This window comes from Variovorax sp. 160MFSha2.1 (assembly GCF_048305075.1).
Classification (GTDB): Bacteria; Pseudomonadota; Gammaproteobacteria; order Burkholderiales; family Burkholderiaceae_C; genus Variovorax; species Variovorax guangxiensis.
In genome coordinates, this window is record NZ_CP157624.1 from 3,044,125 (window position 1) to 3,067,612 (window position 23,488).

Below are 23,488 nucleotides of genomic sequence, written 5' to 3' on the forward strand. Positions count from 1 at the left end.
CTTTTTCTTCCTTCTGTATGACGCTCAAGCTCGCCATCGCGCAACTCAATTTTGTGGTGGGCGACCTCGCCGGCAACGCAAAGAAGATCAACGATGCCGCACGCGATGCCCATGCCCAGGGTGCGCGCCTCCTGCTGACGCCCGAACTCTCGATTGCCGGCTATGCGGCGGAGGACCTGTTCCTGCGCCCCGCCTTCACCGAAGCCTGTGATGATGCCGTGAAAGGCATCGCCGCCGCTCTGGCCGACCTCAAAGACATGGTCGTGGTGGTGGGGCATCCGACCGGCGGCAGCCTGCGCAGCCGCTCGGTGGCCGTGCAGATGCGCCACAACGCCGCCAGCGTCATCAAGGAAGGCCGCATCCTCGAAACCTACGCCAAGCGCGAGCTGCCCAACTACCAGGTGTTCGATGAGCGCCGCTACTTCACGCCGGGGCAGGGCACCTGCGTGTTCGAGGTGGAGGGTGTCTCGGTCGGACTGCTGATCTGCGAGGACGCCTGGTTCGACCAGCCGGCCGAGCTGGCGCGCGAGAGTGGTGCGGAGGTGGTGGCGGTGATCAACGCCTCGCCGTACCACGTGGGCAAGGAGGGCGAGCGCGTCGCGCGCATGGCCGACCGGGCGCGCGCGGTGGGGCTGCCGCTGGTCTATGCGCATCTTGTTGGCGGGCAGGACGAGGTGGTGTTTGACGGTGCCTCCTTCGCGCTGCAGGCCGACGGCTCCACGGCGATGCAGGCCGAGAGCTTCCGGGAGAAGCTGGTTTTCGCGCAGTTGGAGCGCAAGCCGCAGGGCGGCGTGGGCTTCGTGGCCGACCCTGCTGCCGTGGCGCCGCCACGCGATGCCGAAGCTCAGCTCTGGGACGCCCTGGTGCTCGGCGTGCGCGACTACATCGGCAAGAACGGTTTTCCGGGTGCCATCCTGGGGCTTTCGGGCGGCATCGATTCCGCCCTGGTGCTCGCGATCGCGGTCGATGCGCTGGGCAAGGACAAGGTCCGCGCGGTGATGATGCCTTCGCCTTACACCGCCGACATCAGCTGGATCGACGCGCGCGACATGGCTGGCCGGCTGGGCGTGCGCTACGACGAGATTTCGATCAGGCACACCTTCGAGTCCTTCAAGGGCGCGCTGGCGGAGGAATTCAAGGGCCTGCCCGAGGACACGGCCGAGGAGAACATCCAGGCCCGCATCCGCGGCACGCTTCTGATGGGACTGTCGAACAAGTTCGGCTCCATCGTGCTCACCACCGGCAACAAGAGCGAGATGGCCACCGGCTACTGCACGCTGTACGGCGACATGGCGGGCGGCTTCGCGGTCATCAAGGACCTGCTCAAGACCACGGTGTTCGCGCTGGCGCGCTGGCGCAACGCCCACGACCCGTACGGCACGGGCAGCGAGCCGATCCCCGAGCGGATCATCACGCGTCCTCCCAGCGCCGAGCTGCGGCCCAACCAGACCGACCAGGACAGCCTCCCGCCCTACGACATCCTTGACGGAATTCTGGCACGCTACATGCAGGACGACGAGGGCATCGACGAGATCATTTCGGCCGGCTACGAGCGCGCTGTGGTCGAGCGGGTCGCGCGGCTGATCAAGTTCAACGAATACAAGCGGCGCCAGGCGCCGGTAGGCATCCGGGTCACCCATCGAAGCTTCGGCAAGGATTGGCGTTACCCTATCACCAGCAAATTCAACGAAACCGCCGGAGCGCAAAAACCATGAAGCAGATCACCGCCATCGTCAAACCCTTCAAGCTCGAGGACGTGCGCGAGGCCTTGGCCGAAGTGGGCGTCACCGGCCTGACCGTGACCGAAGTCAAGGGTTTCGGCCGCCAGAAGGGGCATACCGAGCTCTACCGAGGCGCCGAATACGTGGTCGATTTCCTGCCCAAGATGAAGGTCGAAGTGGTCGTCAACGAGGCCGACGTGGAGCGCTGCATCGAGGCCATCGTCAATTCCGCGCGCACCGGCAAGATCGGCGACGGGAAGATCTTCGTGACTGGCGTGGAGCGCATCGTGCGTATCCGTACCGGCGAGGAAAACGAGAACGCTGTCTGATTGGTTCGCCCCCAAGCTGCGCGCACTTCGTGTCGCTGCGCCAATCCCCTTCCGGGGGGCAACACCTGAGGCCCGGCGGAGCCGGTTCCTCGGTGTTTCTGGAATGGCTTTTCCGGGGTTACCTGAGGGTCAGAGGTTTTCCGAGAGGCGGTCTTCGCGCGGGTGCAGCGGCACCTCGGCGCGCAGCGCGGTGAGCAGTTCGGGCACGTCGGTGCCTGTGCGGATCAGGTCCATCTGCCAGTCGCCCATGAAGCCCTCGCGCACGCTGTGCGCCAGGAAGGCGAGCAGGCCGTCGTAGTAGCCGGCGGTGTTGAGGATGCCGGTAGGCTTGTCGTGGTAGCCGAGCTGGCGCCAGGTCCAGATCTCGAACAGCTCCTCGAAGGTGCCGATGCCGCCCGCCAGGGCGATGAAAGCGTCGGCGCGCTCGCCCATCATGGCCTTGCGCTCGTGCATGGTGTCGACCACATGCAACTCGTCGCACAGGGGGTTGGCCAGTTCCTTGTCGACCAGCGCCTTGGGGATGATGCCGACGACGCGGCCGCCGGACTGGCGGGTGGCCTCGGCCACGGTGCCCATCAGGCCGGTTCGGCCACCGCCGTAGACAAGTTGACCGCGATGCTGGCCGATCCATTGGCCGACCGCCTGTGCGGCTTGGGTGAATTCGGGACGCTCGCCAGGGCGCGAGCCGCAGTACACACAGATCGAAAATTCAGGAGTCATCCCGCCATCATGCCGCAGGCGGTGGGCCGTCTCATGACATGAAGCGCTGCCACAGTGCCGCGGCCCAGATGCCCCCGCACAGCGTGAGCGACAGCAGCACGGCGGCGCTGCCCATGTCCTTGGCGCGCTTGGAGAGGTCGTGCCACTCGGGCCCGATGCGGTCGATGGCGGCTTCCACGGCCGTATTGAGCAGCTCCACGATCATCACGAGGATGGCGCTGCCTGCGAGCAGTGCGACCTCGACCCAGCTGCGCCCGAGCCAGAAGGCGGCCGGGATCATGATGATCGACAGGATGGCTTCCTGGCGGAATGCGGGCTCGCTCCAGCCGGCGCGCAGGCCGTGCAGCGAGATCAGCGTGGCATGCCAGACGCGCTCGAGGCCCTTGCGGGCCTTCTGCGGGTTGACGGCGGGATCGGGAAGCTTCGGCACGGCACTCATCGGCGGCTCATCGGTTTGGAGGTGATGAGCCGTGTACCGGCCCAGGCGTCGTGCCAGAACTGGCGGTCGGGGTGAAAGCGTGCCAGCACGGCCCAGACGGCCACCCAGCCGAAGATCAGCACGGTCGATTCGGCGCCCGACAGCTTGAAGGGCGCGATGGCGGCCAGCGGCGGCAGGAACCAGACCCAGCTCAGCAGATAGCGCGCGAGCGCGCGGCGCTGGCTCACGGGCCGGCCGAGCATGTCGACGATGCGGATGTTCCAGGTTTTCATGGCGAGGGTCTGGCCTTTGGTCCAGAACCAGACGAAGTACACGCCGAATACCACGAAAAGGAAAGCCTGCAGCAGATGGCGCCGCGAATCCATGGCGTCGCGCATCTGGCCGAGGGTGCTGAAGAGCCAGCCCGAGACGAACACCACCGCGAACAGCAACATGCCCTCGTAAAGCCAGCAGGCCATGCGGCGCCAGAGGCCGGGCACTGCGGAAACAGGAGCGCTGGCTGCGGTAGGGGTGGAGGAGGCGGGCTGGTCGGAGCCTGAGGCTTCGGAAGAGCTGGAAACCATCGAAGCCTTGCGGTCAGGGGGCAGAGGAGGAAGGCGGCTGCTCTGCTGCCGACGACGGCGCCGGCACCTGGGCTTCGGCGGGAACCGGTGGAGTCGCCGAGCTGGACGACGGGGCAGAGGCTGCCGGCACCACGGAAACCGCTGGCGTCGCCGTCGAGGCGGCGGGTGCACGCTCGGGCGGTGACGACACCAGCACGGTCGTGGCCGGCGTGGCGGCAGGCGCGGGCGGCGGGGCCAGCAGGATGCGCGGTGTGTGCTGCCCGCCTGGGGTGATGGCGGGTACCGGCACGAGCTTCTGGGACGACACCGGCCGCACGGGAATGGCGGCGCCGCGTGGCTTGGGCGGCGCGCGCTCGGCGAGCTTGCGCTTTTCTTCGTCGCTCAAGGCTTGATACTGCTCCCACTTGACCTTGCGCTCGTCAGCCGGAATGCGCTTGACCTCGGCGAAGTTCAGGCGGGCCTGGGCGCGCTGCTGGTTGCTCAGGGCGGCCCATTCGATCATGCGGCTATGCAGGGTGGACTGGTCGTCCGCGGACATGCTCCCGAAGTTGCGCGAAAGCGCCAGCCACTTCCGCTTCTGTCCGATGTTCAACGTGTTCCAGTGGGTACCCAGGGGTTTGAGCGCCTGCTGTTGCTCGGCCGTGAGCTCGCTCCAGAGCGGCTTGGTCGTGGAGACCGCCTTGGGACTGGAGGCCGGCGCGGAGCTCCCAGCCGCTTTCGAGGCCGCCTCGGAGTGAGGCTGGGCGCAGGCAATCGTCAGGCTGAAGGCCGCGACAACAAACGCCCCTGCCCAAACGACTGCGCCCGCCGGAAGCGGGCGCAACGGGCGGGGGCTGTTCGCGCTGGAAGTGGAACGGCGTCGCATTCGATCGATGAAGGTTCAGTCGGAGGCGTTTTCGGCCTTGAGAAATTGGGCAAAACCGGGGTCGGTATAGGCGGCCGGAGGGAGATCGCCCGTCAGCAGCGCGGAATCCACTTCGGCCAGCTCGCTGGCGCGGTCGTCGTCCTGCATCACGCTGATGGTGATCAGGCCTGCGACGAGTGCGATCAGCGGCACCACGGAACCGATACGGGTCCACCAGCTGCCGCCCATGGTCAGCGTATGGCCCGACTGAACCACCACAGGCGCGGCCCTCAATTGCGGGGCCTGCTTGCGCGCCGCAACGGCCTGCGCACGCGCCACGCGCAGCCGCTCGCTGATGTCGTGCGGCAATTCGCCGTTGCCGGCCGAAAGGCGGGCGGCAAGACGCTTGCCAAACTGGTCTTCGGCGACGGTGTTGGTTGAGGTTGGAACCTTAGTGTTCATAGCGATATTCCCTTGGCCTTGAGCGCCTTGCTCAGAGCGTGGACGGCTCGCGAGCAATGGGTTTTGACGCTGCCCTCGGAGCAGCCCATCGCGGCGGCCGTCTCTGCGACGTCCATTTCCTCCCAGTAACGCATCAGGAAAGCCTCGCGTTGACGGCCCGGCAATGCTGCGATCTGCTCCTCGATTTCCTGGAAGATCTGGGCACGGCGGGTCGTGTCTTCGGCGCTCTCCGACTCCCTAGAGTCGGCCGGCGAGACGAAGTTCTCCAGCAGGTCGAAATCTCCGTCTTCGTCAACCGAATCGAAATCGCTGAGGTTGGAGAACAGGGCGCGCCTGGTTTTCTGACGGCGGAACCAGTCGAGCGTGCAGTTCGACAGGATGCGCTGAAACAGCATCGGCAACTCGGCCGCGGGCTTGTCCCCGTAGTGCTGGGCCAGCTTCATCATGCTGTCCTGCACGATATCGAGGGCCGCTTCTTCATCCCGCACGTGATAGACCGAGCGCTTGAAAGCGCGCCGTTCGACGCTTTTCAGGAAGTCGGAGAGTTCTTGTTCAGTGGCCAAGCGAGAGGGGGCGCGCAGGGCGCGCCGCGTGGGAATGGGGTCTAGCGATCGCTACGTTTATCGCCGCGGATTATGCCTTTGTAGCTTTACAAGGCAGCTGAAGCGAATATGAACGCCCGGAAATGTCATAATCCGGGTCGCAAGTCAAAAGGCAAACGGGTCACGGTCCGGCGGAACATCAGTCCGCTCATGGCTTTGGCCTCAAGTCCTGGCGCGACCTCACAAGGGTTGGCAAGGGGCACCCAAGGTATTTCGTTCCCGAAATAAACAAAGGTTGATCATGGAAATCTCCAAGGCGGAAATCGTCTCCGCAGCCGCTGCGTCCGCTGGCGCCGGCAATTCGACTCAGGAACTCATGGGCGCCGAAGTGCTGGTCAAGGCACTGCAGGCCGAAGGCGTCCAATACGTCTGGGGCTACCCAGGCGGCGCGGTTCTCTACATCTACGACGCGTTCTACAAGCAGGACACCATCCAGCACGTGCTGGTGCGCCACGAGCAGGCCGCCGTCCATGCGGCCGACGGCTATGCGCGCGCTACCGGCGAAGTCGGCGTGGCGCTGGTCACTTCCGGTCCCGGCCTGACCAACGCGGTCACCGGCATCGCGACGGCGTACATGGACTCGATCCCGATGGTGATCATCTCGGGCCAGGTGCCGACGGCGGCCATCGGCCTCGATGCCTTCCAGGAATGCGACACGGTCGGCATCACCCGTCCCATCGTCAAGCACAACTTCCTCGTCAAGGATCCCAAGGATCTGGCCATGACGATGAAGAAGGCCTTCCACATCGCACGCAGCGGCCGTCCCGGCCCCGTGGTGGTGGACGTGCCCAAGGACGTCTCGTTCAAGAAGATCCCGTACGCTGGCTATCCCGACAAGGTCGAGATGCGCTCGTACAACCCGGTGCGAAAAGGCCACGGCGGTCAGATCCGCAAGGCGCTGCAGCTTCTGCTGGCCGCCAAGCGCCCCTACATCTACACAGGCGGCGGCGTGCTGCTGGGCAATGCCTGCAACGAACTGCGCACGCTGGTCGACATGCTGGGCTATCCGGTCACCAACACGCTGATGGGCCTGGGTGCCTATCCGGCGAGCGACCGCAAGTTCCTGGGCATGCTGGGCATGCACGGCACGATCGAGGCCAACAACGCGATGCAGAACTGCGACGTGCTGCTGGCGGTGGGCGCGCGCTTCGACGACCGCGTGATCGGCAATCCCAAGCACTTCGCGCAGAACGAACGCAAGATCATCCACGTCGACATCGACCCGTCGAGCATCTCCAAGCGCGTGAAGGTCGACATCCCGATCGTCGGCGACGTGAAGGACGTGCTCACCGAACTGATCTCGATGATCCGCGAGAGCACAGCCAAGCCCGACGCAGGCGCCCTGGCCGACTGGTGGAAGACCATCGAGTCCTGGCGTTCGCGCGACTGCCTGAAGTACGACCGCGGCAACAAGGACGTGATCAAGCCGCAGTACGTGGTCGAGACCCTCTGGAACATGACCAAGGACACCGACACGTACATCACGTCGGACGTCGGCCAGCACCAGATGTGGGCAGCCCAGTACTACCGCTTCGACGAGCCGCGCCGCTGGATCAATTCCGGCGGCCTGGGCACCATGGGCGTGGGCATTCCCTACGCCATGGGCATCAAGCTCGCCAAGCCCGATTCGGAAGTGTTCACCATCACCGGCGAAGGCTCGGTGCAGATGTGCATCCAGGAACTCTCCACCTGCCTGCAGTACAACACGCCGATCAAGATCTGCTCGCTCAACAACCGCTACCTGGGCATGGTGCGCCAGTGGCAGGAGATCGAATACTCCGGCCGCTACAGCCACAGCTACATGGATGCGCTGCCCAACTTCGTGAAGCTCGCCGAGGCCTATGGCCACGTCGGCATGCTGATCGAGCGTCCACAAGACGTGGAGCCGGCGCTTCGCGAGGCGCGCAAGCTCAAGGACCGCACGGTGTTCATGGACTTCCGCACCGATCCGACCGAGAACGTGTTCCCGATGGTGAAGGCCGGCATGGGCATCACCGAGATGCTGCTGGGTTCCGAAGATCTTTGACCGATCGACGGAACGGACATTCGCTCAACTCTTAACTACTGACGAATCTATTGCCCGCCAAGCCCGCGCATTACCGTGCACGGGGGAGGGCGGCGAAAAGAGGAGTCACGCAAACATGAAACACATCATCGCAGTGCTGCTGGAAAACGAGCCGGGTGCTCTTTCCCGCGTGGTGGGCCTGTTCTCGGCCCGCGGCTACAACATCGAATCGCTCACGGTGGCGCCCACGGAGGACTCGAGCCTCTCGCGCATGACCATCGTCACCACCGGCTCGGACGACGTGATCGAGCAGATCACCAAGCACCTGAACCGCCTGATCGAAGTGGTGAAGGTCGTCGACCTCACCGAAGGCGCCTACACCGAGCGCGAGCTCATGATGGTGAAGGTGCGCGCGGTCGGCAAGGAGCGCGAGGAGATGATGCGCATGGCGGAGATCTTCCGCGGCCGCATCATCGACGTGACCGACAAGAGCTACACCATCGAACTCACCGGCGACCACGGCAAGAACGACGCTTTCCTGGAAGCGATCGAGCGTAGCGCTATCCTCGAGACTGTCCGTACCGGTGCCAGCGGCATCGGCCGCGGCGAGCGCATCCTGCGCGTGTAGGAGGGTGAAGGCGCCCTCAGTTCATACGTTCATCCACACATGAGGCAAGAGTGATGCGAGGTCTGCTCGGTTTCGACAGGATGGTGACCCCGGCGATCGTCCGGGTGCTCTACTTCCTCGGGCTGCTGGGCGTGGTCGTGCTGGCGGTGGCCGCGCTGTTCCAGCGGCAGTACCTGCCGGCCTTCACGGTCCTGATCTTCGGCACCATCGGCGTACGCATCTACAGCGAACTGCTCATCGTGCTGTTCCGCATCCATGACAGCCTCGTGTCCATCAACCAGCAGATGAAGGACCGGAATTCGTCCGGCCTTTGAGTGAAGTGCATCCGTACGGATGCTCGAGATTTTTTAGGAGAGATTCAAATGAAGGTTTACTACGACAAGGACGCTGACCTGAGCCTCATCAAGGGCAAGACGGTTGCAATCATCGGCTACGGCTCGCAAGGCCATGCGCACGCACAGAACCTGAACGACAGCGGCGTCAAGGTCGTGGTCGGCCTGCGCAAGGGTGGCGCCTCGTGGCCCAAGGTCGAGAAGGCCGGCCTGAAGGTCGCCGAAGTCGCCGACGCCGTGAAGGCCGCCGACGTCGTGATGATCTTGCTGCCCGACGAGCAGATCGCCAACGTCTACAAGAACGACGTCGCCCCCAACATCAAGGAAGGCGCTTCGCTGGTGTTCGCGCACGGCTTCAACGTGCACTACGGCTTCGTTCAGCCGCGCGCCGACCTCGACGTGTGGATGGTCGCTCCCAAGGCCCCTGGCCACACTGTGCGCAGCACCTACACCCAGGGTGGCGGCGTGCCCCACCTCGTGGCGGTGCACCAGGACAAGACCGGCAAGGCGCGTGACCTCGCGCTGAGCTACGCCACCGCCAACGGCGGCGGCAAGGCCGGCATCATCGAGACCAACTTCCGCGAAGAAACCGAGACCGACCTGTTCGGCGAACAAGCGGTTCTGTGCGGCGGCACGGTCGAGCTGATCAAGGCCGGCTTCGAAACGCTGGTGGAAGCCGGCTACGCCCCTGAAATGGCGTACTTCGAGTGCCTGCACGAGCTGAAGCTGATCGTCGACCTGATCTACGAAGGCGGCATCGCCAACATGAACTACTCGATCTCGAACAACGCCGAGTACGGCGAGTACGTCACCGGCCCGCGCGTCGTGACGGAAGAGACCAAGAAGGTCATGAAGCAAGTGCTGAAGGACATCCAGACCGGCGAGTACGCCAAGAGCTTCGTGCTGGAAAACGCCGCCGGCGCTCCCACGCTGATCAGCCGCCGCCGCCTGAATGCAGAGCACCAGATCGAAGTCGTCGGCGAAAAGCTGCGCGCGATGATGCCCTGGATCAAGAAGAACAAGCTGGTCGACCAGACCCGCAACTGACCTGCGAGCCAGGAGGGCGCTTCGGCGCCCGTTCCCGAGGGCCACCCGTTGCGGTGGCCCTTTTGTTTGACGAGGGGCGGTGCAGCCCCTGAACTACACTGCGAACCATGCGATTCAAAGATCAAGATGCTATCGAATGGATAGCTGTCAGCGCAGTGCCCACGAGGGACGGAGGCAAATTCAATGCATGACGACACGCTCCCCGACGATGTGCAGCCGCGCAAGCGCCGCAAGGGCATCTACATCCTGCCGAACCTGTTCACGCTGGCGGCGCTTTTCGGCGGCTTCTATTCGGTCGTGATGGCCATGAACGCGCGCTTCGACCTCGCGGCGCTCGGCGTGTTCGCGGCGATGATCCTCGATAGCCTAGATGGCCGCGTCGCGCGCATGACCAACACGCAGAGCGCGTTCGGCGAGCAGATGGATTCGCTGTCCGACATGGTTTCTTTCGGCGCAGCGCCGGCGCTCATCGCCTACGAGTGGTCGCTCAAGGGACTGGGCCGCTGGGGCTGGATCGCGGCCTTCGTGTACTGCGCCTGCGCGGCGCTGCGGCTCGCGCGCTTCAACGTCAACACCGGCGTGGTCGACAAGCGCTGGTTCCAGGGGCTGCCGTCGCCCGCGGCCGCGGCGCTCGTGGCGGGCTTCATCTGGCTGGTGAACGAGTGGGGCAAGCCGGGGGGCGAGGTGCTGTATCTCTCGTGGACGCAGATCACATGGGTGACTTTCGCGTTCACGCTGTATGCGGGCCTCACGATGGTCACCAACGCGCCGTTCTACAGCTTCAAGGACATCCAGATGAAGAAGAGCGTGCCGTTCGCGGTGATCGTGCTGATCGCGCTGGGCATTGCCGTCATCAACATCCATCCGCCGACAGTGCTGTTCGGCCTGTTCGTCGTCTATGGCCTGAGCGGCTACGTGGTCTATGCATGGCGCAAGGCCAAGGGCCAGCAGGCCAGCGTGATCAGCACGTCGACCGAGGAGCCCGACGAACGGGGCTTGCATAACTGAGCGTGGCTTGTGCTACATTCGTCACCCTCATGAACAAGATTTCGCTGCTGGCCCTACTAGACCTCCCTCACGGGCGGAGACGGTAGCGCACGCGCAAATCCCTCACCACGGCCCGTTCGCACCAGCAACGGGCCGTTTGTTTTTTGGGGTTGCTGGTCGATTACCAACCATCTAAGAGAAATCGACATGCTCAAGCAACCTCAAAGCAAATATCGCGCATTCGCCCCGATCGGCCTCAAGGACCGTACCTGGCCCGATGCCGTGCTGACCAAGGCGCCGATCTGGCTGTCGACCGATCTGCGTGATGGCAACCAGGCCCTGGTCGAGCCCATGGACATCGCGCGCAAGATGCGCATGTTCGAAACCCTCGTGGCCATCGGCTTCAAGGAGATCGAAGTCGGCTTTCCCTCTGCTTCGCAGATCGAGTTCGATTTCGTGCGCAAGCTCATCGAGGAAGACCGCATTCCCGACGACGTGACGATCCAGGTGCTGACGCAGGCGCGCGACCACCTCATCGCTCGCACCTTCGAAGCGCTGCAGGGCGCCCCGCGCGCCATCGTGCACCTCTACAACGCCGTCGCGCCCGTGATGCGCCGCGTGGTGCTCGGCATGGACGAAGACCAGATCGTCGAGCTCGCCAGCAGCCATGCCCGCATGTTCAACGAGTTCGCCGGCAGGCAGCCGAACACGAAGTGGACCTTCCAGTACTCGCCCGAAATGTTCTCGGGCACCGACGTCCACTTCTCCAAGCGCGTGGTCGATGCCGTCACCGAAGTCTGGGCGCCGACGCCCGAGCGCAAGTGCATCGTCAACCTGCCCACCACGGTCGAGCACTCCACGCCGAACATCTTCGCCGACATGATCGAGTGGATGCACCGCAACCTCGCTCGCCGCGACTCCATCGTGCTGTGCGTGCACCCGCACAATGACCGCGGCACCGGCACGGCGGCCGGCGAACTGGCCTTGATGGCCGGCGCCGAGCGCATCGAAGGCTGCCTCTTCGGCAACGGCGAGCGCACCGGCAACCTCGACCTGGTCAACGTCGCGCTCAACCTCTACACCCAGGGCGTCTCGCCGGAGCTCGACTTCTCGAACATCGACGAGATCCGCGCGACGGTCGAGCACTGCAACCAGATCCCGGTGCACCCGCGCCATCCGTACGTGGGCGACCTGGTCTACACCTCGTTCTCGGGCTCGCACCAGGATGCGATCAAGAAGGCCTTCGCGGCACGCAAGGACGGCGACATCTGGGAGATTCCGTACCTCCCCATCGACCCGAAGGACGTGGGCCGCAGCTACGAGGCCGTGATCCGCGTGAACAGCCAGTCGGGCAAGGGCGGCATGGCCTACCTGCTCGAGAGCGAATACGGCATCGAGATGCCGCGCCGCCTGCAGATGGAATTCATGCAGTCGGTGCAGCGCGTGATGGACGTGGCCGGCAAGGAGCTCACCGCCGCCGACCTCTGGCAGCTGTTCGTGCGCGAATATGGCATCGAGACCGCGCAATCGCTGCGGCACCGCCTGATCGAGGAGAAGAGCGAGGGCGCCGACGCCGCCGTGGCAATTCACGCCGACGTGCATTGGGACGGTGAAGTCCGCGCCATCGAAGGCCGCGGCAACGGCCCCATCGACGCCTTCACCCAGGCGCTGAGCCAGGCCACTGGCCATTCCGTGCGCGTGATGGACTACCACCAGCACGCCATCGGCGCGGGTGCCGACGCCAAGTCGGTGGCCTACCTGGAGCTTCGCGTGGACGGCAACCAGACGCTCTTCGGCGTCGGCGTGGACGCGAACGTGGTCACGGCCTCGCTGAAGGCGATCGTCTCGGGCGTGCAACGTGCGCGTGCTCGGGACGCGCACAGCGCACAATCGGTGGTTGAAGTCGCCTGACGCTGAAGCGCTGGTCCGGTCCGGACGCGCAGGAAGGGCGCGTACGAAGGAGAACCACGATGACCGACCAGCTGATCATTTTCGACACCACCCTGCGCGACGGCGAGCAATCGCCGGGCGCCTCGATGACGCGCGACGAGAAGATGCGCATCGCCAAGCTGCTGGAGCGGCTGAAGGTCGACGTCATCGAGGCCGGCTTCCCGGCCAGTTCGAACGGCGACTTCGAGGCGGTGAAGGCGATCGCCAACGCGATCAAGGATTCGACGGTGTGCGGTCTCTCGCGCGCCAACGACCGCGACATCGGGCGCGCGGCCGAGGCCCTGAAGGGCGCCGCCCGAGGGCGGATCCACACCTTCATCGCAACTTCGCCGCTTCACATGGAAAAGAAGCTGCGCATGTCGCCCGACGAGGTCCATGAGCAGGCCAGGCTGGCCGTGCGCTTCGCGCGCAACCAGATCGGCGACGTGGAGTTCAGCCCGGAAGACGGCTATCGCAGCGACCCCGACTTCCTGTGCCGCGTGCTCGAGACCGTGATCAACGAGGGCGCCACCACCATCAACGTGCCCGACACCGTCGGCTACGCCATCCCCGAGCTCTACGGCAACTTCATCAAGATGCTGCGCGAGCGCATTCCCAACAGCGACAAGGCGATCTGGTCGGTGCACTGCCACAACGACCTGGGCATGGCCGTGGCGAACTCGCTGGCCGGCGTGAAGATCGGCGGCGCGCGCCAGGTGGAGTGCACCATCAACGGCCTGGGCGAGCGCGCGGGCAACTGCTCGCTCGAAGAGGTCGTGATGGCTGTGAAGACCCGCAAGGACTACTTCGGTCTCGACCTGCGCATCGACACGCAGCACATCGTGGCCGCGAGCCGCATGGTCAGCCAGACCACCGGTTTCGTGGTGCAGCCCAACAAGGCGGTGGTGGGGGCCAATGCCTTCGCGCACGCTTCGGGTATCCACCAGGACGGTGTGCTCAAGGCGCGCGACACCTACGAAATCATGCGCGCCGAGGACGTGGGCTGGACGGCCAACAAGATCGTCCTGGGCAAGCTCAGCGGTCGCAACGCCTTCAAGCAGCGCCTGCAGGAGCTGGGCGTGGCCATGGACAGCGAGGGCGAGATCAACGCCGCCTTCCTGCGCTTCAAGGAGCTGGCCGACCGGAAGTCGGAGATTTTCGACGAGGACATTCTTGCGCTCGTCAGCGCCGAAGAGGTGTCGAACGTTGGTGAGCAGTTTGCTTTCGTCTCTCTCTCCCAGCACAGCGAAACCGGCGAGCGCCCCCAGGCGAAAATCGTGTTCACCGTCCAGGGCAAGGAAGTCACCGGCGAATCCGACGGAAATGGCCCGGTTGATGCTTCCCTGAAGGCCATCGAGTCGCACGTCAAGAGCGGTGCCGAAATGGTTCTTTACTCTGTAAATGCCATCAGCGGCTCGACGGAAAGCCAGGGAGAAGTTACAGTCCGGTTACAAAACGCAGGGCGGGTGGTCAACGGTGTGGGTGCAGATCCGGACATCGTTGTCGCTTCGGCTAAGGCTTATTTGAGTGCGCTCAACAAGTTACAGAGCCAAGCTGAGAGAGTTGCGGCACAAGGTTAGGTTTTCGGGCGATCCTTGATATTCGAATGAAGAAGAGGATGCAAGTAACTGATATTGCGTGTCTTTTTTGATTTCGATACACTGCGGTCCTCGTTTTTGCCGCTGGAGATTTTTTAATGCCTGAAGCCCGCCTACGCCGAGTTTCCAGCCAGCGGTTCCTGCCCGCTTTCAAAGCCATCGCCGTCGCGCTCTGCGCCACGGCGTTTTTGCTGCCTGGCGCCCAGGCCGCGAAGAAGGAAAAGCCCGCCGCCGCCAAGACCGCCGTCGCCTCCAAGAAGGCGAAGGGGCCGGTGCCGGTCGAAGTCAAGCGCAACGCCGCTTCCTCCAAGACCGCCACTGTCGCCAAGCGCGGCGGCCGTGCCGAAAAGGCCGAACGTGCCGAGAAGGTGGTTCGCGGCGGCCGCAACGTCGTCGCCACCATCCACAAGAAGAACGGCAAGACCGTGGTGGCCGTGCAGCGCCGCTCGGTGGTTCGCGTTGTCGAGGCGCCCGCGCGCCAGTCCTTCGGCCAGATGGCCGGGCTGCATGGAACCGAAGATGCGCTCGACCTGAAGTCGAGCGTCGCCCTGGTCATCGACCAGGACACCCACGAAGTGCTGTTCAGCAAGAACGACCACGCCGTGCTGCCGATCGCCTCGCTTACCAAGCTCATGACCGGCCTGCTCATCAGCGAGGCCCATCTGCCGAACGACGAACTCATCACTATCACCCAGGACGACGTCGACACCGAGAAGCGCAGCAGCTCGCGCCTGACGGTAGGCACCACGCTCTCGCGCGGCGAACTGCTGCACCTGGCGCTGATGTCGAGCGAAAACCGCGCCGCGCACGCGCTGGGCCGCACCTACCCGGGTGGCCTGACGACCTTCGTGAGCATCATGAACGCCAAGGCCAAGATGCTCGGCATGAAGGACACGCGCTACGTGGAGCCCACGGGCCTCTCGAGCCGCAACCAGTCGAGCGCGCAAGACCTGGCGCTGCTGGTCAATGCCGCCTATGCCGATGCCACGGTGCGTTCGCTGTCCACCTCGCCTGAATACCAGGTCGAAGTCGGCAACCGAGTGCTGCAGTTCAACACCACCAACCGCCTCGTGAAGAGCCCTGACTGGGAAATCGGCGTGCAGAAGACCGGCTACATCTCCGAAGCGGGCCAGTGCCTCGTGATGCAGGCGCGGGTGGCGGGCCGCAAGCTGATCATGGTGTTCCTGGATTCGGCCGGCAAGTTCAGCCGTATCGCCGATGCGGAGCGCGTCCGCCGCTGGGTGGAAGCCACGCACTCGGTGGGCTCGCCGGCGGCTTCGTCGCGCAATGCTGCTTACCAGGTGGCTGGCTGATCAGCCGATCGGGCAAGTCCCGGCCCTCCACCTCCAACGAAAAACAGGCCCTCTCGGGGCCTGTTTTGCTTGGGGGTGGCTGTTTGGCCCGCTTGTCAGACGCTGGCCGATGGCGCAGACCCCCCCGAGGGTGACGGCGTTGCCGGCATGCCTTCCTTGAACCCCAGTGCACCCGAGATTTCGTTTGCCGTCGCCTGCAGCTTGGGTAGCCAGCCCTCGTCCAGCCGGTCGGCCGGCGCGGAGATCGACAGCCCCGCCACCAGCTTGCCCTGGTCGTCGTAGATGCCTGCGGCCATGCAGCGCACACCCAACTCCAGTTCTTCGTTGTCGCGGGCAATGCCGTATTGGCGCGCCTTCGACAACTCGCGCTCCAGCGCCGGCAGTTGGGTGATGCTGTTGCGCGTGTGGCCAGCCAGGCCGGTGCGGGTGGCGTAGCTGCGCACCCGTTGCGGGTCATCGGCCGCCAGGAACAGCTTGCCGGTCGAAGTCAGGTGCAGCGCGGCGCGGCCGCCGATGGCACGCACCACCTGCATGCCCGAGCGCTCGCTGTAGGAGCGCTCGATGTACACGATCTCGTCGCCCTGGCGCATGCTGAGGTTGACGGGCTGCTGCGTCAGCTTGTGCAGCTCGCGCATCGGGCCCAGGGCCGCGTCGCGCACGTTGAGCCGGCCCTTGACCAGGTTGCCCAGCTCCAGCAGGCGCATGCCGAGCCGGTAGCTGCCGGCCTCGGGGCGGTCGACGAAACGGCCAACGGCCAGGTCGTTGAGGATGCGGTGCGTGGTCGACGGGTGGAGCCCCGTCTTTTCGCTGATCTCCTTCAGCGAAATGGCGTCCTCGCGAGATGCCAGGACGTCGATCAGCGCAAACATGCGCTCGATCACCTGGATCACGGGAACGGCGGGAATGTCGGATTGGTTTTTTCTCATGGCGCTCTGCGGTGATGACCGAGCGCCATTTTACCTTGTGAAATCACTTGGCGGCTGCCAGCGGCCATCCAACAACACTTCATGAGGGGAGAAGCGCGCCTTGTAGTTCATCTTGGGGCTGTGCTCGATCCAGTAGCCCAGGTAGACGTGCGGCAGCCCGAGCTTGCGGGCCTGCTCGATCTGCCATAGCACGCTGTAGGTGCCGTAGCCGGCGCTCGAATCGGGCTCGTAGAAGGTGTAGACGGCCGAGATGCCGTCGTTGAGCACATCGAGGATCGACACCATCCTGAGCGCTCCCGCGCTGCCGTCGGGCTGGGTCTCGCGGAATTCCACCAGCCGCGAGTTGACGCGGCTTTGCAGCAGGAACTGGGTGTACTGGTCGATGCTGTCGTGGTCCATGCCGCCGCCCGCGTGGCGGCCGTTCTGGTAGCGCAGGTAGAGCTGGTAGTGCTCCGGCATGAAGCACAGCTTGAGCACGCGGGCCTGCAGGTTTGCATGCTGCTTCAGCGCCCGGCGCTGGCTGCGGTTGGGATGGAAGGCATTGGCCAGCACGCGCAGCGGAATGCAGGCACGGCAACCATCGCAGTACGGCCGGTAGGTGAACATGCCGCTGCGCCGGAAGCCGCTGAGCACCAGGTCTGAATAGGCGTCGTTGTGGATCAGGTGGCTGGGCGTGGCCACTTGCGAGCGGGCTTGCCGGTCCGGCAGGTAGCTGCACGGGTAGGGCGCAGTCGCGTAGAACTGCAGCGTGTGAAGCGGGAGGTCCTTGAGGTGCGTCACGTCAGGGAAGGAGGTCGCGCTGAAAGGAGTTCGGACCAGTATACGGGCTCGAATCGCCACCGTGGGCCCTCTTGCTGCCGTGCCCCCGCCACGTGCGCGACGAAGCGCTTGCGGGCCATTTCGCGTGCGCCGAGGCTCGCGAGGTGGGCGGTGTTCTGCTGGCAGTCGATCATCCGCACGCCGAAGTGGCGGCATAGCGACACCAGCGCGGCCAGCGCGATCTTCGACGCGTCCGGCCGGCGGGTGAACATCGACTCGCCGAACACCGCGCGGCCCAGCGAAACGCAGTAGAGGCCGCCCGCCAGTTCGCCATCGATCCAGGTCTCGACGCTATGGGCGTGGCCCGCGCGGTGCAAATCCGTATAGGCGGCCACCATGTCCGGCACGATCCAGGTGCCCGACTGGCCCACCCGCGGCGAGGCCGAGCAGGCCCTGATGACGGCCTCGAAACCGTGGTCGATGCGCACCTCGCAGCCGGGCGCTTCCACGAAGCGCGCCAGGGTCTTGCGCAGAGAGCGGTGCAGCCTGAACTCGTCCACCTGCAGCACCATGCGTGGGTCGGGGCTCCACCACAGGATCGGCTGGTCCTCGCTGAACCAGGGAAAGACACAGTTGCCGTAGGCCTGCATCAGAGTATCGACGTCGAGAGCACCTCCGGCGGCCAGCAGGCCGGGCACCGGGTCGGCCACACCCCAGGCCGAGGCGGGGTCGGGCAGGGCATCTCCAGGTTCCAGCCAGGGAAGTTGTCGCATGGGCATAGGTATACACGGCTTCGCAAACACCAATCCAGTGGGCGAAAATCGCTGGTCGCCGATATCGCCACCAGCGTTCGGCCCACACGCCACGGCACCACAAGACCCGCCGGAAACCCTATAGTGCACAGCTTGCATCCGCAGCACCCACGAACAGATCAGGCAGGCCCGAGCGCACGCCGGGGATAAGTACAAGAGGACAACGTTGACCACTGAACCCAATCCCACCCGCTTCGGCAGCGGCCAGGCAGTGCGCCGCCTGGAAGATGAAAGCCTTCTGTCGGGCGCCGGCCGCTACACCGACGACGTCACGCTCCCCGAGCAGGCGCACCTCGTCTTCCTTAGATCCTCTTACCCGCACGCGCGCATCCTGTCCATCGACACCAGCGCCGCCGCCGCCATGCCCGGTGTGCTGCGAGTGATCACCGGCGCCGAGATGGTGGAGGCCGGCGTCAAGCCTCTTCCTGGCGCCGCCGGCTTCAAGCGCGCCGACGGCAGCGACAGCGCCAGCCCCCCGCGCCGAGCCATCGCCCACGAGCGCACCCGTTTCGTCGGCGAAGTGGTGGCTGCCGTGGTGGCCGACACCGTGCAGCAGGCGCGCGACGCCGCCGAAGCCATCATGGTCGACTACGAAGACCTGCCCATGGTGGTCGACCTCGCCAGCGCCACCGCGGAAGGCGCGCCGCTGCTGTGCGAGGAGGCCACCGGCAACATCTCCGCCGAAATGCGCCACGGCAGCAGCGAAGCCGCCACGGCCGCCTTCGCCAAGGCCAGCCACGTGGTCGCGCTCGACGTGAACAACCAGCGCGTGGTCGCCCTGACGATCGAGCCGCGCTCGGTGCTCGCGGCGCGCGACGCCGAAACCGGCCGCCTCACGATCCGCATGAGCACCCAGATGCCCTCCGGCGTGCGCGATTCCATCTGCGCCGCCATCGGCCTGCCCAAGGAAAAGGTGCGCGTGGTGGTGGGAGATGTCGGCGGCGGCTTCGGCATGAAGACCGGCGCCTACCCGGAGGACATCGCCGTCGCCTATGCGGCGCTCCAGGTGGACCGGCCGGTGAAGTGGGTGGCCGATCGCAGCGAGGAGTTCCTCTCCAGCGCGCACGGCCGCGACATCGAGGCGCGCGCCGAGATGGCACTCGACGCCGACGGCAAGATCCTCGCGCTGCGCATCAAGACGCTGGCCAACGTCGGCGCCTATGCGACCGGCACCGGCGTCGCGATCCAGCTGCTGATCGGCCCCTGGGTGCAGACCAGCGTCTACGACATCCAGACCATCGACTTCCATTTCAAGGCGGTGCTCACCAACACCGCTCCCACGGGCGCCTACCGCGGCGCGGGCCGCCCCGAAGCCATCTTCACCATCGAACGGCTCATGGACGAAGCCGCGCGCCAGACCGGCATCGACCGCATCGTGCTGCGCCGGCGCAACTTCATCCGCCCCGAGCAGATGCCGTACAAGAACCCGATGGCGCAGACCTACGACACGGGCAACTTCGAGTCGGTGATGGACCAGGCGCTCACGCTCGCCGACTGGCAGGGTTTCGAGAGCCGCGCCGCCGAGTCGGCCGGCCGTGGCAAGCACCGCGGCCTGGGCATCGCCACTTTCCTCGAATGGACCGGCGGCAACGTGTTCGAGGAACGCGTCACCGTCTCGGTGCAGGCCGACGGCGTGATCGAGGTTTTCTCGGCCGTCAACGCCATGGGGCAGGGCATTGCCACCTCGCTGGCCCAGCTCGCCGTGGATGCCTTCGGCGTGCCCATCGAGAAGGTGCGCGTGGTGCTGGGCGACACCGACCGCGGCGACGGCTTCGGCAGCGCCGGCTCGCGCTCTCTCTTCACCGGCGGCTCGGCCGTGCGCATCGGCGCCGAGCGCACCATCGACAAGGCTCGCGAACTGGCCGCGCAGGAGTTCGAGGCGGCGCTCGACGACATCGTCTACAGCCGAGGCGTCTTCAACGTGGCCGGCACCGACCTGGAACTCGACCTCTTCACCCTGGCGGCCAAGCAACCGGGGCGCGAGATCTTCGTCGACTCCACCAGCACCGTTGCCGGCCCCACCTGGCCCAACGGCTGCCACATCTGCGAGATCGAGATCGATCCGCCCACCGGCGAGATCAGCGTGGTGGCCTACAGCTCGGTCAACGACGTGGGCCGCGTCATCAATCCGATGATCGTGCGCGGCCAGCTCGAAGGCGGTGCGGTGCAGGGCATCGGCCAGGCGCTGTACGAGCAGGTGGTGTACGACCACGAGACCGGCCAGCCCGTCACCGGCAGCCTGATGGACTACGCCGCCCCGCGCGCCGACATCGTCGACACCATGTTCAACATGGAGATGGACGAGTCGACGCCCTGCAAGAACAACCCGCTGGGCGTGAAGGGCGTGGGCGAGCTGGGCACCATCGGCGCCACGCCGGCCATCGTGAATGCGGTGGCCGACGCCTTCGCGCGCAACGGCTTCGCTACGCGCGCGCCGCGGCTGCACATGCCGCTGAGCCCTGCGCGTGTCTGGCAGGCGATGCAAACGGTCGATTGAGCAATCGTTTTCGTGGGACAGAAAGGCACCGGCCATGCTTGTCACCACCGAGGTCCGGACCGATGCGATCCGCATCGCCAGCTACCGCTGCGACGCGGGGCCCGACGCGCAGCCCTTCACCGAGCTGCACGAAGGCCATTCCGTCTCGTACGTGCGAAGGGGCAGCTTCGGCTATCGCACGCGCGGCAATGCCTATGAACTGGTCGCTGGCTCGGTGCTGGTCGGCTGTCCGGGCGACGAGTACGTCTGCACGCACGACCACCATGTCTGCGGCGACGAGTGCCTGGCCTTTCACCTCTCGCCGGGCTTCGTCGACCTGATCGGCGGTGACCGCAAGACCTGGCGCACCGGCGGTGTGCCGCCGCTGGCCGAGCTCGTGGTCATCGGCGAACTGGCCCAGGCCGCTGCCGACGGACAGAGCGACGTGGGGCTGGACGAACTGGGCATGTGGTTCGCGAGCCGCTTCGTCGAGGTCGTCTCGGGGCGGGCGAAGCCAAAGTTGCCGTCCCCGGCCATCTCTCGCGACCGCCGCCGCGCGGTCGATGCCGCGATGTGGATCGACGCCAACCTGCAGCACGACATCGGCCTCGACGGCGCCGCTGCCGAAGCGGGCCTGAGCTCCTTCCACTTCCTGCGGCTCTTCTCGCAGGTGCTGGGCGTCACGCCGCACCAGTACCTGGTGCGCTCCCGCCTGCGGCATGCCGCGCGCCTGCTGGCCGACGACGACAGCCGGCCCGTGACCGAGGTCGCGCTGGACGTGGGCTTTGCCGACCTCAGCAACTTCGTGCGCACCTTCCATCGCGCAGCGGGCGTGTCGCCGGGCGGCTTCCGCAAGGCGGCCAGGGGCGACCGCAAGATTCTCCAAGAACGCATCGCGGCGCTCTTAGATGATGGACTCCTGATCAACACATCGAGCAGGAAGCCATCATGTACGACCACATCGGACTGAAAGTCAAAGACCTCGCCGCGAGCCGCCGCTTCTATGAAGCAGCGCTCGCGCCGCTGGGCCATGTGCCGGGCCCGCACGACGACAGCTACGCCGGCATCGGCCCGGCCGACGAACCCGCGCTGTGGCTCTACGCCGCCAAGGGCGCGAAGGGGCCGGGCACTCACATCGCATTCCGCGCGCCGAACCACGAGGCCGTGGCCGCCTTCCACAAGGCCGGCCTGAAAGCCGGCGGCACCGACAACGGTGGCGCGGGCCCCAGGCCGGACTACAGCCCGACCTATTACGCTGCCTTCCTGATCGACCCCGACGGCAACAACGTCGAAGCGGTCTGCCCCTGAAGAGAGGTTCCACGCCATGGCCACGGTCTACAAGGAATTCATCGTCGAGGCGAGCGCGGCGCAGGTCTGGGACGCGCTGCGCGACTTCGATGCAGTGCACACGCGGCTCGCGCCGGGCTTTCTCACGGCCTGCACGATCGATGAGGAGGGCGCGCGCATCCTGACCTTCGCCAACGGCCTTGTCGCGCGCGAACTGCTGGTGGGCATCGACGAGGCCCATCGTCGGCTGGCCTACACCGTCACCGCCGGGCAGGCGAGGCATCACCATGCGACGGCGCAGGTTTTCGAGGAAGGCGAAGGCCGCTCGCGCTTCGTCTGGATCACCGACGTGCTGCCCGATGCGATGGCGGCCTACATCGGGCCGATGATGGAGCAGGGCGGCGCTGCCATGAAGGCCGCGCTGGAAGGTCGCCCGGTTCCGTCTGCGGCCTAGAAGTCTTCGAGCGGCAGCCCGACGTAGTTCTCCGCCAGCGCGGTGGAGGCGGCGGCTGAATGCACCAGGTAGTCGAGCTCGGCTTCCTGGATCTTCTGGCCGAAGGCGCCCGTCTCCGGAAAACGGTGCATCAGCGAGGTGAACCACCACGAGAAGCGCTCGGCCTTCCATACGCGGCGCAGGCACAGGTCGGAATAGCGGTCGAGCGCCGAGGCCGACTTCTCGCCGTAGAAGATTTCGAATGCGCGCGAGAGATACCCGACGTCGGCCGTGGCGAGGTTCAGCCCCTTGGCGCCCGTCGGCGGCACGATGTGCGCCGCGTCGCCCGCCAGGAACAGCGAGCCGAAGCGCATCGGCTCGGCGACGAAGCTGCGCAGCGGTGCAATGCTCTTCTCCAGCGAAGGCCCGGTCACCAGTCGCTCGCGCGCTTCTGGGTCGAGGCGTGCGCGAAGCTCGTTCCAGAAAGCCTCGTCGCTCCAGTTCTCCACTCGCTCCTCGGTCGGCACCTGCACGTAGTAGCGGCTGCGCGTGGCGCTGCGCATGCTGCACAGCGCGAAGCCGCGCTCGGTGTTGGCGTAGATGAGTTCGTGCGACACGGGCGGCACGTCGGCTAGCACGCCGAGCCAGCCGAAGGGGTAGATCTTCTCGTAGGTCTGGATCGCATCGGCCGGCACGCTGGCGCGGCTCACGCCGTGGTAGCCGTCGCAGCCGGCGATGAAGTCGCATTCGATCTCGTGCGTCTGGCCATCCTTTTCGTAGCGCACGCGGGGCTTGCCCGACTGGAAGTCGTGCAGGCTCACGTTGGCCGCGCTGTAGATGGTGGCGAGCCCTTCGGCCGCGCGCGCTTCCATCAGGTCGCGCGTCACTTCGGTCTGGCCGTACACCGTCACCTGCTTGCCGCCCGTGAGGCCGTGCATGTCGATGCGGTGGCGCGCGCCCTTGAAGAGCAGCTCGATGCCCTCGTGCGGCAGTCCCTCGGCCTTGGCGCGGGCGTCGACGCCCGCACGCGCCAGCAGGTCCATCGTGACCTGCTCGAGCACGCCGGCGCGGATGCGGCCGAGCACGTAGTCGCCACTCTGGCGTTCGACAATGACGTTGTCGATGCCTGCCTTGTGCAGAAGCTGTCCGAGCAGAAGGCCGGCGGGTCCGGCTCCGATGATGGCGACCTGGGTGCGCATGTTCGTGTCTCCGAGAGGGTTTCACGAAGCGTAGGGTGCACGGGGCCTTCCAGGGAGGCCGTGCGTGCGGCTGTGTG

24 protein-coding genes are annotated in these 23,488 nt (G+C 65.6%); 14 read left to right on the top strand and 10 right to left on the bottom strand.

Translation table 11 applies throughout. From position 1 onward, the window contains the following. The first annotated feature begins 17 nt into the window (after window positions 1-17). On the top strand, window positions 18-1,715 hold the full coding sequence (locus ABL838_RS13695) for an NAD+ synthase (protein WP_418125635.1): 1,698 nt from the start codon (window positions 18-20) through the stop codon (window positions 1,713-1,715). Further along, complete coding sequence (locus tag ABL838_RS13700; protein WP_056518066.1) at window positions 1,712-2,050, top strand: P-II family nitrogen regulator; 339 nt, start codon at window positions 1,712-1,714, stop codon at window positions 2,048-2,050. The genes ABL838_RS13695 and ABL838_RS13700 overlap by 4 nt, the downstream gene beginning before the upstream one ends. Window positions 2,051-2,179: 129 nt before the next feature. Here the strand turns inward: ABL838_RS13700 and ABL838_RS13705 are convergent, their stop codons facing one another. From ABL838_RS13705 to ABL838_RS13730, 6 genes are read right to left on the bottom strand one after another with little or no spacing between them, the layout of a single operon-like run. Further along, window positions 2,180-2,770 (bottom strand): TIGR00730 family Rossman fold protein, encoded by a 591-nt coding sequence (locus ABL838_RS13705; RefSeq protein WP_369658330.1) that lies wholly within the window; start codon window positions 2,768-2,770, stop codon window positions 2,180-2,182. A gap of 31 nt (window positions 2,771-2,801) precedes the next feature. Continuing rightward, entirely contained in the window at window positions 2,802-3,209 is a 408-nt protein-coding gene (locus tag ABL838_RS13710) for a diacylglycerol kinase (RefSeq protein ID WP_418125636.1), read from the bottom strand. Beyond that, window positions 3,206-3,772 (bottom strand): RDD family protein, encoded by a 567-nt coding sequence (locus ABL838_RS13715; RefSeq protein WP_418125637.1) that lies wholly within the window; start codon window positions 3,770-3,772, stop codon window positions 3,206-3,208. Before ABL838_RS13715 ends, ABL838_RS13710 begins: the two co-directional genes overlap by 4 nt. Window positions 3,773-3,785: 13 nt before the next feature. Next, window positions 3,786-4,637: a DUF3106 domain-containing protein gene (locus ABL838_RS13720; protein ID WP_418125638.1), complete on the bottom strand. Its 852-nt coding sequence runs from the start codon at window positions 4,635-4,637 to the stop codon at window positions 3,786-3,788. A 15-nt stretch (window positions 4,638-4,652) separates the two neighbouring features. After that, window positions 4,653-5,078, bottom strand: coding sequence for a DUF3619 family protein (locus ABL838_RS13725; protein ID WP_126019152.1), 426 nt, complete (start codon window positions 5,076-5,078; stop codon window positions 4,653-4,655). Then, window positions 5,075-5,641 (bottom strand): RNA polymerase sigma factor, encoded by a 567-nt coding sequence (locus tag ABL838_RS13730; protein WP_126019155.1) that lies wholly within the window; start codon window positions 5,639-5,641, stop codon window positions 5,075-5,077. Before ABL838_RS13730 ends, ABL838_RS13725 begins: the two co-directional genes overlap by 4 nt. 280 nt (window positions 5,642-5,921) lie before the next feature. Between ABL838_RS13730 and ABL838_RS13735 the strand changes: the two genes are divergently transcribed. From ABL838_RS13735 to ABL838_RS13770, 8 genes are all read left to right on the top strand, one after another. After that, window positions 5,922-7,706, top strand: coding sequence for an acetolactate synthase 3 catalytic subunit (locus ABL838_RS13735; protein WP_126019157.1), 1,785 nt, complete (start codon window positions 5,922-5,924; stop codon window positions 7,704-7,706). Window positions 7,707-7,821: 115 nt separating this feature from the next. Continuing rightward, window positions 7,822-8,313: an acetolactate synthase small subunit gene (gene ilvN, locus ABL838_RS13740; protein ID WP_081266310.1), complete on the top strand. Its 492-nt coding sequence runs from the start codon at window positions 7,822-7,824 to the stop codon at window positions 8,311-8,313. A gap of 53 nt (window positions 8,314-8,366) precedes the next feature. Continuing rightward, the gene (locus ABL838_RS13745) at window positions 8,367-8,627 is read left to right on the top strand and encodes a DUF4282 domain-containing protein (RefSeq protein WP_126019159.1); all 261 of its coding nucleotides are present in this window, start codon (window positions 8,367-8,369) and stop codon (window positions 8,625-8,627) included. A gap of 48 nt (window positions 8,628-8,675) precedes the next feature. Further along, window positions 8,676-9,692 (top strand): ketol-acid reductoisomerase, encoded by a 1,017-nt coding sequence (ilvC, locus tag ABL838_RS13750; RefSeq protein WP_081266312.1) that lies wholly within the window; start codon window positions 8,676-8,678, stop codon window positions 9,690-9,692. Between the two features lie 183 nt (window positions 9,693-9,875). After that, a complete protein-coding gene (gene pssA, locus ABL838_RS13755) occupies window positions 9,876-10,700 on the top strand; it encodes a CDP-diacylglycerol--serine O-phosphatidyltransferase (protein WP_418125639.1) in 825 nt (274 codons plus the stop codon). 186 nt (window positions 10,701-10,886) lie between these two features. After that, window positions 10,887-12,590, top strand: a complete 1,704-nt coding sequence (gene leuA, locus ABL838_RS13760) for a 2-isopropylmalate synthase (protein WP_418125640.1) — start codon at window positions 10,887-10,889, stop codon at window positions 12,588-12,590. Window positions 12,591-12,649: 59 nt separating this feature from the next. Next, on the top strand, window positions 12,650-14,188 hold the full coding sequence (locus tag ABL838_RS13765) for a 2-isopropylmalate synthase (RefSeq protein WP_184638370.1): 1,539 nt from the start codon (window positions 12,650-12,652) through the stop codon (window positions 14,186-14,188). A gap of 116 nt (window positions 14,189-14,304) precedes the next feature. After that, window positions 14,305-15,519 (top strand): serine hydrolase, encoded by a 1,215-nt coding sequence (locus ABL838_RS13770; protein ID WP_126019166.1) that lies wholly within the window; start codon window positions 14,305-14,307, stop codon window positions 15,517-15,519. Window positions 15,520-15,614: 95 nt separating this feature from the next. Here the strand turns inward: ABL838_RS13770 and ABL838_RS13775 are convergent, their stop codons facing one another. The 3 genes from ABL838_RS13775 to aat are packed head-to-tail and all read right to left on the bottom strand — an operon-like array spanning window position 15,615 to window position 17,977. Further along, a complete protein-coding gene (locus ABL838_RS13775; RefSeq protein ID WP_126019169.1) occupies window positions 15,615-16,445 on the bottom strand; it encodes an IclR family transcriptional regulator in 831 nt (276 codons plus the stop codon). 30 nt (window positions 16,446-16,475) lie between these two features. Continuing rightward, a complete protein-coding gene (locus tag ABL838_RS13780; protein WP_126019171.1) occupies window positions 16,476-17,225 on the bottom strand; it encodes an arginyltransferase in 750 nt (249 codons plus the stop codon). Next, window positions 17,222-17,977, bottom strand: a complete 756-nt coding sequence (gene aat, locus ABL838_RS13785; protein ID WP_418125641.1) for a leucyl/phenylalanyl-tRNA--protein transferase — start codon at window positions 17,975-17,977, stop codon at window positions 17,222-17,224. Before aat ends, ABL838_RS13780 begins: the two co-directional genes overlap by 4 nt. 205 nt (window positions 17,978-18,182) lie before the next feature. Here aat and ABL838_RS13790 point away from each other — a divergent pair, with 205 nt between their 5' ends. From ABL838_RS13790 to ABL838_RS13805, 4 genes are read left to right on the top strand one after another with little or no spacing between them, the layout of a single operon-like run. Continuing rightward, the gene (locus ABL838_RS13790) at window positions 18,183-20,513 is read left to right on the top strand and encodes a xanthine dehydrogenase family protein molybdopterin-binding subunit (RefSeq protein ID WP_418125642.1); all 2,331 of its coding nucleotides are present in this window, start codon (window positions 18,183-18,185) and stop codon (window positions 20,511-20,513) included. 34 nt (window positions 20,514-20,547) lie between these two features. Continuing rightward, a complete protein-coding gene (locus ABL838_RS13795) occupies window positions 20,548-21,462 on the top strand; it encodes a helix-turn-helix domain-containing protein (protein WP_418120232.1) in 915 nt (304 codons plus the stop codon). Next, entirely contained in the window at window positions 21,441-21,800 is a 360-nt protein-coding gene (locus ABL838_RS13800) for a VOC family protein (protein WP_093054451.1), read from the top strand. Before ABL838_RS13795 ends, ABL838_RS13800 begins: the two co-directional genes overlap by 22 nt. Window positions 21,801-21,816: 16 nt before the next feature. Further along, a complete protein-coding gene (locus ABL838_RS13805; protein ID WP_418125643.1) occupies window positions 21,817-22,233 on the top strand; it encodes an SRPBCC family protein in 417 nt (138 codons plus the stop codon). Here the strand turns inward: ABL838_RS13805 and pobA are convergent. Next, window positions 22,230-23,411 (bottom strand): 4-hydroxybenzoate 3-monooxygenase, encoded by a 1,182-nt coding sequence (gene pobA, locus ABL838_RS13810; RefSeq protein WP_126019182.1) that lies wholly within the window; start codon window positions 23,409-23,411, stop codon window positions 22,230-22,232. The genes ABL838_RS13805 and pobA overlap by 4 nt on opposite strands. Between the last annotated feature and the right edge of the window lie 77 nt (window positions 23,412-23,488).